The organism is Streptomyces endocoffeicus (assembly GCF_016741935.1).
GTDB classification, from domain to species: domain Bacteria; phylum Actinomycetota; class Actinomycetes; order Streptomycetales; family Streptomycetaceae; genus Streptomyces; species Streptomyces endocoffeicus.
In genome coordinates this window covers 30,413-43,515 of the sequence record NZ_JAERRG010000015.1, presented here as the reverse complement: position 1 = coordinate 43,515, position 13,103 = coordinate 30,413, and the positions used below count along the sequence as shown (strand labels likewise).

Annotated in this window: 7 protein-coding genes; 2 read left to right on the top strand and 5 right to left on the bottom strand. The window is 72.2% G+C overall.

Going from position 1 to position 13,103, the window contains the following annotated elements; all coding sequences use genetic code 11:
• Nucleotides 1-12: 12 nt before the first annotated feature.
• From JK364_RS31425 to JK364_RS31405, 5 genes are all read right to left on the bottom strand, one after another.
• A complete protein-coding gene (locus JK364_RS31425) occupies nucleotides 13-1,257 on the bottom strand; it encodes a beta-ketoacyl-[acyl-carrier-protein] synthase family protein (protein WP_201854739.1) in 1,245 nt (414 codons plus the stop codon).
• Between the two features lie 53 nt (nucleotides 1,258-1,310).
• On the bottom strand, nucleotides 1,311-1,562 hold the full coding sequence (locus JK364_RS31420) for an acyl carrier protein (RefSeq protein WP_201854738.1): 252 nt from the start codon (nucleotides 1,560-1,562) through the stop codon (nucleotides 1,311-1,313).
• Nucleotides 1,563-1,703: 141 nt separating this feature from the next.
• Nucleotides 1,704-2,888 (bottom strand): cytochrome P450 family protein, encoded by a 1,185-nt coding sequence (locus JK364_RS57655; RefSeq protein ID WP_201854737.1) that lies wholly within the window; start codon nucleotides 2,886-2,888, stop codon nucleotides 1,704-1,706.
• A 30-nt stretch (nucleotides 2,889-2,918) separates the two neighbouring features.
• The gene (gene ccrA / locus JK364_RS31410) at nucleotides 2,919-4,166 is read right to left on the bottom strand and encodes a crotonyl-CoA carboxylase/reductase (protein ID WP_201854736.1); all 1,248 of its coding nucleotides are present in this window, start codon (nucleotides 4,164-4,166) and stop codon (nucleotides 2,919-2,921) included.
• Nucleotides 4,167-4,235: 69 nt separating this feature from the next.
• Nucleotides 4,236-10,271: a type I polyketide synthase gene (locus JK364_RS31405; protein WP_201854735.1), complete on the bottom strand. Its 6,036-nt coding sequence runs from the start codon at nucleotides 10,269-10,271 to the stop codon at nucleotides 4,236-4,238.
• Between the two features lie 801 nt (nucleotides 10,272-11,072).
• Between JK364_RS31405 and JK364_RS31400 the strand changes: the two genes are divergently transcribed.
• Both JK364_RS31400 and JK364_RS31395 read left to right on the top strand, forming a co-directional pair.
• Nucleotides 11,073-12,737 (top strand): AfsR/SARP family transcriptional regulator, encoded by a 1,665-nt coding sequence (locus tag JK364_RS31400; protein ID WP_201854734.1) that lies wholly within the window; start codon nucleotides 11,073-11,075, stop codon nucleotides 12,735-12,737.
• A gap of 62 nt (nucleotides 12,738-12,799) precedes the next feature.
• Nucleotides 12,800-13,072, top strand: a complete 273-nt coding sequence (locus JK364_RS31395; protein ID WP_230992796.1) for a hypothetical protein — start codon at nucleotides 12,800-12,802, stop codon at nucleotides 13,070-13,072.
• The last annotated feature ends 31 nt before the right edge of the window (nucleotides 13,073-13,103 follow it).

Genomic DNA, 13,103 nt, shown 5'->3' with positions numbered 1-13,103 from the left:
GCGTGCGGTCGTTCACCCGTGCCACGTCTGTTCCTCCTCGTATTTGCCCAAGATCAGCACAGCGTTGTTTCCCCCGAAGGCGAGGCCGTTGTTCTGCACGACTCTCGGTTTGGCGGCGACGGCCTCATTGGGCACACAGTCGAGGCCGCATTCGGGGTCGGTCTCGACATGGTTGATCGTGGGCGGGATGAACCCTTCGACGATGGCGAGCACACAGCCGATCGAGGCGAGCGCGCTCGCGGCCCCCATGCTGTGACCCAGCATCGATTTCATGGAAATCGTGCGCGGGGCCGTGTCCGCCCCGAACACCCGGCGCACGGCGGCGGCCTCGGTCACGTCGTTGGCCCGGGTCCCGGTGCCGTGGGCGGAGATGAAATCGACATCTCCGGGCCCCACTCCGGCATTCTCCAGCGCGAGCCGCATACAGTCGGCCACGCTGTCCTCATCGGGTGCGACCGGATGGTGCGCATCGCAGTTCAAGGCGAACCCGAGCACTTCGGCGTGGATGCGCGCGCCCCGCGCCCGGGCGGACTCCAGATTCTCCAGGACCAGTACCCCCGCGCCCTCGCCGGTGAGTATTCCCTGACGGTCCTTGTCGAAAGGCCGGCACTTCTCGGGCGCGATGGTGCCGATCCGGTAGAAGCCGGTGAACGTCTTGCGGCAGAGCGCGTCGGCGCCGCCGCACAGCGCGTAGTCCACGTCCCCGGAGCTGATGGCGTCGTACCCGTAGCCGATGGCGTAGTTCCCGGCGGCGCAGGCGGTGGGCAGGGTGACCGCCTCCACCGACCGCAGGCCCAACTCGCGCGCCACCGCCGACGACAGCCGGCCCGCGGTGACCCGCTCGGCCACCACCGGGTCCATCGCCTCGGGCCCCTTCGACACCTCGGTCTCGACCAGCCGGTCCATGTCCCGGGCCTCGCCGTCGGTGGTGCCGATCGCGGTCAGACCCCGGCGGGCCCGCAGCTCCGCCTCGTCCAGCCCGGCGTCCTCGACGGCCATCCGGGCGGCCGACACCGAGAACTGGCCCGCCCGGCCCAGCGTGTGCGGGGGGACGTTGCGGATGTGGTCCTCGGGGGCGAAGCCCGTCACCTCGCACCCCATGGCGTGGGCGAATCCCTCGGTGTCGAACGCCGTGATGGGCCGCACCGCGCTGCGCCCGGAGCGCAGCCCGGTGAGAAAGTCAGCCGTTCCGATGCCGATGCTGGATATCGCTCCCATACCGGTGACGACGACTCGGTGAGGGGCCTCGCTCCGCATGATCCCGCTCTCTCCTCAACTCCCGGCCGGCCGATCGAAGTCCCGTTCCGCTCCTACTTTTCGCCCGCCTCGGCGACCACCGCGTAAATGCCGTCGAGGTTCACCATGCGCGCCATCTCCGCCTGGTCGATGGAGATTCCGAACGTCTTCTCCAGGGCGGCCAGGATCTCGATGGCCCGCAGGGAGTCGGCGTCGTGGTCCTCCTTCAGAAGGCTGCTGTCCTTCAATTCCTCCGAATCGATTTCGAGGATGTCGCAGACGATTTCCCTGATGTCATCGCGGCGCTCCTGCACAAGTGCGTTCATTTGCTCTTCCTCTGCCTTCTTCGCATGTGTTGGGGCCGACGCTCCAGGACATTACGTTCGGCCGATCAAGGGATTCAAGAGTTTCGGACACATGCTGCCAACAACGCCCCGCCAATAGCGGCGAGTTGTCCATGTTCCGGCTTATGCCATGCGCAGCGGCAGGCTTTCCAGCCCGCGCATCAGAGTGCTGCTGCGCCATTCCAGCTGGGCCACCGGAGTGGCGAGTTCGATCGTCTCGAAGCGGTCGAGCAGCTTGGTGAAGACGACTTCGGCCTCCAGCCGGGCCAGCGGCGCGCCGAGGCAGAAGTGGATGCCGTGCCCGAAGGAGACATGGCCCCGGGCGTCCCGCTGCAGGTCCAGCCGACCGGGCTGGGGGAACCGCTCGGGGTCGTGGTTGGCGGAATCCACGTTCACCATCACGAACTCGTCCTGCGGTATGAGCACGCCGCCGATCTCGACCGGTTCCTTGGTGAAGCGCATGGTCGCCTGGTTGACCGGGCTCTCGTAGCGCAGGAACTCCTCGATGGCCCCGGGCAGCAGGGAGCGGTCGGCGCGCAGGGCGGCGAACTGGTCGGGGTGGGTCACCAGGGCCAGTGCGCCGTTGCCGATGAGGTTCACGGTGGTCTCATGGCCGGCCGCGAGCAACAGCACGGCCATGGCCGCGATTTCCTCGTCGTCCAGCGCCGACTCGCTGTCCTCGGTGGCGAGGGCCGAGATCATGTCGTCCCCGGGCGCCGCGCGTTTGGCGGCCACCAGCTCACGGATATACGCGTCCATGGAGACGCTCGCGTCCCTGAAGACCTCGGGCTCGACCGCCAGGACGAAGGCGTTGGTCCAGGACCTGAAGGTGCGCCGGTCCTCCTCGGGCACGCCGAGCAGTTCGCACATCACGGTGATGGGCAGCGGGAAGGCCAGGGCGTCGATGAGGTCGGCCGAGTCCTGCCCCTGGACGGCGTCCAGCAGTTGATCGGTGATCTGCTCGATACGGGGCCGCAGCCGCCGCACCCGGCGCTGGGTGAAGCCCTTGTTCACCATGTGCCGCAGCCGGTGGTGCTCGGGCGGATCGGTGTTGAGCATGTGGTGGCTGAGCGCCTGGCTGAAGATCTCCTGATGGGCCTGGATCCGGCGGTCCCGCAGGATCCGCATGATCTGCCAGGAGTCCTTGGCGAACCGGGGGTCCGACAGCGCCTGGCGCACCGGCGCGTATCCGGTGACGAGCCACAGTCTGGTGCCGTTCGCCATCTCGAGCGGATGGACGGTGCGGGGGGCGGGCGCCGCCCCCGGCTCCGGTGCCGGCCGCTCGGCGGCATGAGGGGGTTGGTGCACGGTGTTCTCCTGGGCGTATGGGTGGCCCGATCAGGCAGGCAGGGTGTTCATGCCGCGCTCGGGGGCGTTGACGAGGACGGACATGTTGCCGCCGGGGTGGGTGTTGTCGTGCATCAGCTGGTGCAGCCGGCCGACTCCCTCGAAGTCGTCGCAGCGGGTGAGGCAGGGGTCGAGGACGCCCTCGCTCACCAGCTTGGTCACCTCGCGGAACTCCCGGGTGTTGGCGCCGTGCGAACCCTGGAGCCGCTTGGACCGCATCCAGAGGTGGCGCAGGTCGATGTCCCCGTTGTAGCCGGAGGTGCCACCGCAGATCACCACCATGCCGCCGGTGGCGCACAGGTAGACGGAGGTGGGCAGGGTCGCCCGGCCGCTGTGCTCGAAGACGATCCTCGGTGCGGCGCGCTCGCCGAGGATCTCCCAGATCTTCTTGCCGAAGGCCCGCGCACCGCGCAGGAAGCGGGCCATGCCCTCCTCGTCGTCCGCGTCGGGGAGCCGGCCCCAGTGGTCGAAGTCATTGCGGTTGATGGCCCCCCGGGCGCCGAGTTCGAGGCAGAACTCGGCACGCCGGTCGTCGGACACCACGGCGATGGGGATGCCGCCGACCATCCGGGTCAGCTGGATGGCGCTGGAGCCGAGGCCGCCCGCGCCGCCCCAGATGAGCACCGGGTCGCCGGGGCGTACCGTATGGCCCGGCCAGCCGAAGAGCTGGCGGTAGGCGGTGGGCGCCGAGAGCATGAAGCAGGCCGCCGCCTCCCAGGAGAGGTTCTCCGGCTTGGGGTGGCACTGGACCTCGTTGACCAGGCAGAACTGGGCGAAGGAGCCGTAGTTGGTCTCATATCCCCAGGCCAGGGCGGAGCTGGAGAACGGGGGCTCGCCGCTGAGGCGGATGTCCTCGGCCGTCTCGTCCCACTGCCCTCCGGAGAGGACCACCTGGTCTCCGGGCCGGACGTGGCGGACGCCGGGGCCGACCGCCCACACCACCCCGGAGCCTTCCGAACCGCCGATGTGGAAGTCCTCGGGGAGACCGAACTTCTGCCGTGCGGCGATGACGTCGACGGGTTGGCCGCCGGCGGCCCAGACGTTGTTGTAGTTGATGCCCGCGGCCATCACATAGACCAGCACCTGGCCGGGCCCGACCGCGGGGACGTCGACCACCTCGGTGCGGAACGCCTTGACCGGCTCTCCGAAGCGATCCTGGCGGATGAGGGAGGCGTACATCTGCTGGGGGACCTCGCCCAGCGGGGGCAGTTCACCGAGCTCGTAGAGGGATTTGACCATGGAAGGGGCTCCTCGTTCACATGCTGGGTTGACGTGCTGCGGACGGCAGGGCGCGGACCGGGTGCGGGCTCATCGGGTGGCGAAGGTGTCCGCCAGCCAGGTCCGGACGGCCTCGGCGGTGCGCGGGGCGTGTTCCTGCATCATCGAGTAGTGGTTGCCGGGGGTCGGAACCGTGATGTCCACGTGCTCCGGCGGCGGTGTGACGGCCCCGGTCTCGGGGTTGAGCACGGCCTGCTCCTCGGCCCGTACCAGCAGGGTGGGTACGGAGAGGGCGGGGATGTCGCTCCACTGGTGGAACATCGGCAGGTAGCGGCCCATGGCCGTGAGCTCCTCGGGCGGGACCTCCAGGTCCCCCTCCCGCTCGTGGTGCTGGTTCATCATCGTGGAGAAGACCCGGTTGTCCTCGCGGTGGCGGAGGCTGAAGCTGTCCAGCATCACCACCGCGGCGGGCGGTCGGCCGAGTTCCTCGAGCCGGGCCGCGGTGCCATGGGCGACCCAGCCACCGGAGGAGTAGCCGAGCAGGACGAACGGCGTGTCCCCCGCGGTGTCGAGCACCGTCCGCGCCTGGGTGGCGAAGAGCGTGTCGAGGTCGGCGGGGAGCGGCTCGCCCTTGGCGAAACCGGGGTGGGAGAGCGCCCACAGATCCCTGACGCCCCGGAAGGGCGCGGCGAAGCGCGCGTACTGGTGGGCGCCCGCGGGTGCGACGTAGGGGGTGAGGCAGATGAGCGAGGGGCGGTCCGGGCCCTCCGCCAGACGCACCGGTACGGGGCGGGTGGCCGGCTCGTCCGGGGCGGAGTAGGCGGGGCGCAGCCGGCCCGCGACGTACAGCATCTTCACCGCCTCGTCCACGTGGCCGTGGGCGCAGGCGTAGTTGTAGAGCTGGACCAGGGTGTCGTCGGACGCCGCGGTGGGGGCGGCGGCCGGTGCTTCGGCGGGGGTGCCCTCCGTCGCGGCGCCGTCGGCCTCGGCGGCGGGCGGCGCCACGTTGGACCATACGTATCCGGCGAGTTCGCGCGGGGTCGGGTGGTTGAAGGCGATGGTCGCGGGCAGCCGCAGCCCCACCGCGGTGCCGAGGCGGTTGCGCAGCTGGACCGCCGAGACGGAGTCGAGGCCCATCTCGAGGAACGGGCGGTCGGGGTCGACGTCCTCGGGCGAGCCGTGCCCCAGGACCTCGGCGAGCCGGTCGCGGACCAGCTCCAGGACCCTGGCCCGCTGCTCCTCGGGGGTGGCGGAGGCCAGCCCGCGCTGCCAGTCCTCGGGCGTCCGCGCCGCGCCGGAGCCGTCGCCCTCGCCGGTCGGCTCGGTGGGTGGGGCGTCGAGACGCTCCATCAGCGCCAGCGCCTCCGGGATCCCGGCGAGCAGCGGCCGGCGGCGCGCGGACGCGTAACCGGTGGTGAACCGTTCCCAGTCCACGTCGGCCACCATGGTGACCGCGTCGCCGCGGTCCAGGGCCGTGCGCAGGACCTCCAGCTGGGTCCGCGGGTCGATACCGCGCAGCCCCCAGAGCTCTCCGGTCTCGGCGGCGGCCTCCTCCTCGGTCATGCCGAGGCGGTCGAAGGCGCCGTCGGGCAGACCGTGCCGCCGCAGGGTCTCCCGCGAGGCGTCCGCCACGGCCATACCGTCCCCGGTCCAGCCGGTCCAGGCGACCGCGGTGGCGGCGAGGCCCCGGCTCCGGCGGTGCTCCGCGAGCGCGAGCAGATAGGCGTTGGCCGCCCCGTAGTGGCCCTGGCGGCCGACGCCCCACACCGCGGAGACGGCCGAGAAGAGGATGAAGGCGTCCAGGCGGATGCCCATCTCCTCGGTGAGTTCGTGCAGATGGCGCGCGCCCTCGGCCTTCGCGGCGAAGACGTCGGAGAAGTCCTGTGGTGTGGTGTCGGCCAGGGCCTGAAGGCGGCCGATCCCCGCGCAGTGCACGACGGCGGTGAGCGGGTGGCGCCCGGGGACGTCGGCGAGCAGGTCGCGTACCGCGTCCCGGTCGCGCATGTCGCAGGCGACCACGGTGACCTCGGTGCCGCGCGCCCTGAGTTCGGCCACGCGTTCCGCCACGCCCGGGGCCTCGGGGCCGCGCCGGCCGGCGAGCATCAGGTGCCCGGCGCCCTGGTCGGCCAGCCAGGTGGCGACATGACCGGCCAGCGCACCGGTGCCACCGGTGATGAGGACCGTGCCGTCGGGGTCCGGGCGCCATCCGCCGGTGCCCGGTGCGGCGTCGGTCGCGCGGGTCAGGCGGCGGGTGAACACACCGGCGTCCCGGATGGCGAGCTGGTCGTCGTCGCCGCCGGCGAGCAGTGCGGTGAGGGTGCGCACCGCGGCCGGACCCGGCTCGGCGGGCAGGTCGATCACACCGCCCCACCGGTCGGGGTGCTCCAGGGCGAGCACCCGGCCCAGGGCCCAGGTCTGCGCCTGGACGGGGCGGGTCACCGGATCGCCGTCGCCGGTGGCGACGGCGCCCCGCGTGATCAGCCACAGGGGCACGTCCGTCCCCGCGTCCCCGAGCGCCTGCATCAGCGCGGCGGTGTGCGCGGTGCCCGCCGGTACGCCGGGGGCGGCCTCGGACGGCGTGTCGTCGTCCAGCGCGAGGAGGGACACCACCCCGGAGAGCGGCCGGCCGGGGAGGAGGTCATGGATCCGGTCGGTGAGGGACACCCGGTCGTCCTTGGCCTCGACCGCCAGGGTCAGCACCGTCTCGGTGCGCCCGCGCACCGCGTCCACCACGGCCCGGGGGACGGCGTGTTCGGCGTGTTCCGCCGGTACGGCCACGAGCCAGGGGCCGCGGTCGCCCGCGGGGTCCGGGCGCGCCGGCCCGAGGGGTTCCCAGGCGATCCGGTAGCGCCAGGCGTCGGTACGGTGGCGCCGGTGCCAGGTGGCCATGGCCGGGAGGACGTCCGCGAGGGCGGCGGCCAGGCCGTCGCCGGCCAGGCCGAGGACACCGGTGAGCGCGGTGAGGTCCTCGTCCTCGACGGCGCGCCAGAAGGAGTCCCGTGCCGGGTCCGCGGCGGCGGACGACGGACCTGCCGCGGGAACCGGGGTGGGAGCCGCGGCCTTGAGCCAGAAGCGCCCCCGCTGGAAGGGGTAGGTGGGCAGGTCGACGCGGGTGCGGGGCGGGTCGGGGAAGGCCGTGGTCCAGTCGATGTCGACCCCGGCCGTGTAGAACTCGGCCGCGGCGCGCCGGAAGCACATGGGCCCGTCCTCGTTCCGGCGCAGCGAGCCACCGGCTACCGCCGGGACCCGGGCGTCGAACGCCAGGTCCTGGACGGCCGCGGTGAGGAGCGGATGCGGACCGGCCTCCAGGAACGCCGTGTGCCCCTCGGCCATCGCGGCCCGTACGGCCAGGTCGAAGCGCACGGTCCGGCGGGCGTTGTCGTACCAGTACCCGGCGTCCAGCCGCGTGGTGTCCACCGGCTCCCCGGTCACCGAGGAGTAGAACGGGACATGCGTCGAACGCGGCGTCACGGCGGCCAGTCCGGAGACCAGTTCCTCGCGCAACGCCTCGACCTGCGCGGAGTGGCCCGCGGCGGCGGCGCCGCGAATCCTGCGTACCCGGACGCCTTCCGCGCGCACCTCCTCCAGCAGGGCGTCGACGGCCCCGGGGGTGCCGGAGACGGTGATCTGGGTGGGGCCGTTGACGGCCGCGACGGAGATCTCGCCGTCGTAGCCGCCGAGCCGGCGCTCCACCTCGTCCAGGGGCAGGTCCACCGCCGCCATGGCTCCGTTGCCGAGCAGCCGCATCAGGGCCCGGGTGCGGACGACCATGATCAGGGCGGCGTCCTCCAGGCCGAGGGCTCCGGCGACCACGGCGGCGGCCACCTCGCCCTGGGAGTGGCCGAGCACGGCGGCCGGTTCCACACCGTGGGCCCGCCACAGCTCGGCCAGGGCGACCGACACGGCGAACGACACCGGCTGGAGCACTTCGGGCTCGTCCAGCGACGGCGCGCCGGGGCGCTGCCGCAGGATGTCCTCCACCGACCAGGTCACCAGGGGGGCGAAGGCGGCGTCGACCGCGCGGAGGGCACGGGCGAAGGCGGGCGACCAGTCGAGGAGGTCGGCGCCCATCCCGGGCCACTGGGCACCCTGTCCGGGGAAGACGAACACGGGGCGGCCGAGGCCGGGGCGAGCGGCGCCGGTCACCGCGTGCTCGGCGGTTTCGCCCCGCTCGACGGCCGCGAGGAGGTCCTCGAACGCCTCCCGGTCCGATCCGACGAGCACCGCCCGGTGGGTGAAGGGCGAGCGGGTGGTGGCCAGGGCCGCTCCGATGTCGGTGACGGAGGCCGCGGTGTTCCGCGCCACCGTGGTCCGCAGCCGCCCGGCCTGCTCCCGCAGGGCGTCGGCGGACCGGGCGGACAGCACCCACGGCACCGCGGTGGCGGACGCGGGGCCGGTGGCGGACGCGGGGCCAGTGGCGGACGCGGGGCCGGTGGCGGGCTCCGCGGCGGTCGCCGCGGGGGGCTGCTCGACGACGAGGTGGGCGTTGGTCCCGGAGACGCCGAAGGACGACACGCCGGCCCGCATCGGCTCCTCGCCTTCCGGCCAGGCGCGGCCGCTGTCCAGCACCCGCACCGCGCCCGAGTCCCACGGGACCCGCCGGGAAAGGGTGTCGACATGCAGGGTCTTCGGCAGCCACCGGTGCTCCATGGCCTTGACCATCTTGATGAGACCGGCGACACCGGAGGCCGCCTGGGTGTGCCCGATGTTGGACTTGATCGACCCCAGCCACAGCGGCCGGTCCCCGTCCCGGCCCCGGCCGTAGGTGGCCAGCAGCGCCTGTGCCTCGATGGTGTCGCCGAGGGGCGTTCCGGTGCCGTGGCCGTCGACCGCGTCCACCTGGCCCGGCTCCAGCCCGCCGTCGGCGAGCGCCTGCCGTATCACCCGTTCCTGGGAGGGCCCGTTGGGCGCGGAGAGCCCGTTGGAGGCGCCGTCCTGGTTCACCGCGGTGCCGCGGATCAGGGCGAGGACGCGGTGACCGGCGCGGCGGGCGTCGGCCAGCCGCTCCAGTACGAGGACCCCCGCTCCCTCGCCCCAGCCGGTGCCGTCGGCGGTGTCCGCGTACGCCTTGCACCTGCCGTCGGCGGCGTGCACCCGCTTGCGGGCGAAGTCGATGAAGGCGCCGGGTGAGGACATCAGCGCCACTCCCCCGCCGAGCGCCAGGTCGCACTCCCCGTCGCGCAGCGACCGGCACGCCTGGTGCAGGGCCACGAGGGAGGAGGAGCACGCGGTGTCCACGCTCACCGAAGGGCCCTGGAGGCCCAGCACATAGGAGACGCGGCCGGACAGGACGCTCGCCGCGTTGCCGGAGATGAGGAATCCCTCGCTCTCCTCGGGGGGCTGGAAGAAGCGCGACAGATAGTCCTGCTCATTGGTGCCGATGAAGACCCCGGTGGAACTCCCGCGCAGGGTGTGCGGTGCTATTCCGGTCCGCTCCACCGCTTCCCAGGCCACTTCCAGCAGCAGCCGCTGCTGCGGGTCCATCGCCACGGCCTCGCGGGGTGAAATGCCGAAGAAATCCGCGTCGAAGTCGGCGACATCGCCGATGAAGGCTCCGGAACGGGTGTAGGAGGTGCCCATGTGCTCCGGGTCGGGGTGATAGATGCCCGCCACGTCCCATTCACGGTCCACCGGGAAGCCGGTTACGGCGTCGCCACCCTGCTCGAGGAACTCCCACAGCTCTTCGGGGGAGGTGATCCCGGCGGGGAAGCGGCAGGCCATTCCCACGATGGCGATGGGGTCTTCGGCCCGGCCGCCGGTATGGACGCGCGCCACCGGCAGGCGCGCCGCCTTCTCGTCCTCCCTCCTCTCCTCTTCCGCCAGTTCCTCTTCCGGGCCGGTGAGCCGGGTGAGCAGATGAGCGGCGAGCGCGGCGGGATCGGGGTGGTCGAAGACGGCGACGGAGGAGAGCGGAACACCGGTGGCCGCGGTGAGACTCCTCAGCAGGGCCGCCGCCTTGTCACGCACGAGGCCGAGCGCGCGGAAGGGGGTGTGGGCGTCGATGGACCGCGCGTCGCCGGTTTCCCGTTGTTCGGCGACCTTGCTGCACACGAGCCCGAGGAGAATCTCCAGCCGCTCGTGCCGCGGCAGTGGAGCCAGACGTTCCCGCAGTTCGTCCGGGGTCATTCCAGAACGGGTCACAGTAGCACTCCGAAAGAAGACAGCAAGACGGTTCCTCGCGATATGAGCCCGCGCTCTCCGCTTCCGGGAACCCTGGGAGACAACGGCGCGCGGCCATAGGAATTGCAGCAGCACCGACGACCGGCGAACACCGAACCGCGAACGGCGACAAGAGTGAACAGGCCGGTTGGCTTTAGCCGGAGATCGCCCCTTGCCCGGCGGGCACGTGTTCCTCCGGAGTCGCGGATGTCATACGGCCGAAATTAGCACCGGCGATGCGGGGATCACGAGCGCGGCGATCAACGTGACCGGTAGTGTCCACGGGGCTTGCTGCGCAATTGGGCGTGGCGTAGCGTCAATCGCCGCGCGCGCCGGGTATCGCCGCGCACGCCAGGTGCGGGCCATTTCCCGGTCGACTTCCCCGGTCGACTTCCCCGGTCGACTTCCCGAGCAAGTTCCCGATCAACTCTCCCATCAGCAAGGATGGTTTTCGGGCGAGTGCCGTGCAACGATCGCGCCGTGAAGTTCTACGTTCTGGGATCCTTGCGAGTCTCCGACGGGGAAGGCCCGCCGATAACCCTGGTCGGGAGGCGAGACAGGGCGTTCTTGGCCGAACTCTTAGCCCATGCGGGACAATCGGTCTCGACCGATCACATTGTCGAGGCGACAACGCCGGATCCGCCTCCGACCAAACGGGTCAACGCGGTGCATGTCAGGGTGTCCCGGCTCAGGTCGCTTTTCCGGTCCCTGGCCGGATCGGACACCGTCACGTCCGTAATATCGACCCAGCCGGGCGGATATCGGCTGGTGCCCGCCGAAGTCGACTCCGAGCAGTTCGAGAAGCTGCTCGCCGCCGCCATGCGGGAACGGGACAAGGGCTATCTCGACGGGGCGGCGGTCAGGCTCAAGCGCGCGCTTTCCCTCTGGGAAGGGGACGCGTTCAGCGACGCCGACGCGGGCGACTGCGTCGCGGCGGAGGCCGACCGGCTGGCCGAACTGCGGCTGGTCGCCCTGGAGGAGCAGACCGATGTGATGCTGGCCATGGGCGCCCACGCCCAGGTGGTGAGCAGGCTCAAGCCGCTCATCGAGCGGTATCCGCTGCGCGAGACCCTGTACCGCCACCTGATGTCGGCCCTCCACCAGTCGGGCCGTCCCGCCGAGGCCCTGGCCGTCTACGCCGATCTGCGGGCCAAGCTCGCCGAGGAACTCGGCACCGAGCCGACCCCCGATGTGCAGCGCCTGTACCGGGCCCTGCTGTCACCGCAGGCGAAGCACCACGGACCGACCGCCGTATGGCCGCCGTTCGCGGTGCTGGCGAGCCGCCGGACGCCCTCCCAACTCCCCGGCGACATAGCCGACTTCGTGCCCTGTGAGACCACGGACGTACTGGCGCCCGCCCTGACGGCGAGCGACCGCACCGCCACGGCCGTCACCGCCATCACCGGCCAGGGCGGAGCGGGGAAGACGGCGACCGCCGTCCATCTGGCGCACCGGCTGCGCCCCTGGTTCCCGGACGGCCAGCTCTACGTCGACCTCGGGGGCAGCACCGGGCACCCCACCGACCCCGCGGCGGCGCTCGCCCAGATGCTTCTCGCGCTGGACCACCCGATGTCGGCGCTGCCCGAGGGGATCGGGGCCCAGGCCGCCTGCTTCCGTGACAGCCTCCGCGGCCGGCGCGTCCTCACGGTGCTCGACGACGCGGCCGACGAGGCGCAGGTCCGGCATCTGCTGCCGGGCAATGTGGAGAGCGCGGTCATCATCACCAGCCGGGCGCGGCTGACCAGTCTCCCCTTCACCTCCCGGGTCGAGCACGCCGATATGAGCCCGCACCAGGCCCTGCTGCTCTTCCGGCGGGTCCTGGGCACATCGAGGGTGGACCGGGACCTCGCGGCGGCGCGCGAGGTGGCCCGGCTGTGCGGCTGTCTGCCGCTCGCCCTGCGCATCGCCGCGGCCAGGCTCGCGGCCCGGCCCCATTGGAGTTTCGGTGACCTCGCCCACCGGCTGACGCACCGGTCCAGGCCGCTGGACGAGCTCACCCATGGCCCGCTGAGCGTGCGTTCCTGCTTCGCCCCGGCCTACCACCGGCTGGCCGAGGACGATCGCCGGCTGTTCCGCATGCTCGGACGGTCCGGTGTCCGGGTGCTGTCCGCGCCCCCGGGGACCGAGCTGCCGAGCCTCGCCGTGCCCGACGTGGCGGAAGCGCTGGAACGGCTGGCGGACACCCGGCTGCTGAAGGTCGTCCACCCGGGCACCCCCGGCGCCGTGCCCCGGTTCTGGCTGCCCGGCCTGGTTTCCGCCTACGCCCGGGAGCGGGCGGAAGCGGAGGCGTCGGAGATCGAACGCGCGGCGGCCCAGGAGCTGCGGCGCCTGGCGGACCGGGAAGCCGCCGTCCCGGTGCTTCCGGCGGCGATCGGCCGGGTCCGGGCCGGCCGGCAGGGGGCGTGGGGCCCGGTGGGGAGGGAGCCCCGGTAGCCGGGAGGGTGCACAGGGGAAGACGTGGGAGTGCGCCGGCGGCCCACCGACCTGACGAGGCCATGGCAATCTGGGCACCTGGGCACGCCTTGGTGGCGATCCCCGTCGGGCTGATCGTGGTGATCACCGTCGTCGATCTGCTGGCCCCGTCACCTATCCACCTCGGCCCCCTGCTGGTGGTCGCCCCGGCCATCGCCCCGTCGTTCGCCGGTCCCCGGACCACCGGGCTGATCGGCGCGCCGGCGGTGGCCGCCCAGATACTCATCGCGGCGCCGCGCGGCGGCTTCGACGTCAACCACCAGTGGAGGCGCCGTGTCCGGCCCGGATTTCCGTAACGCGGTAGCGGCGCGGCCAAGCGGCCTCGCT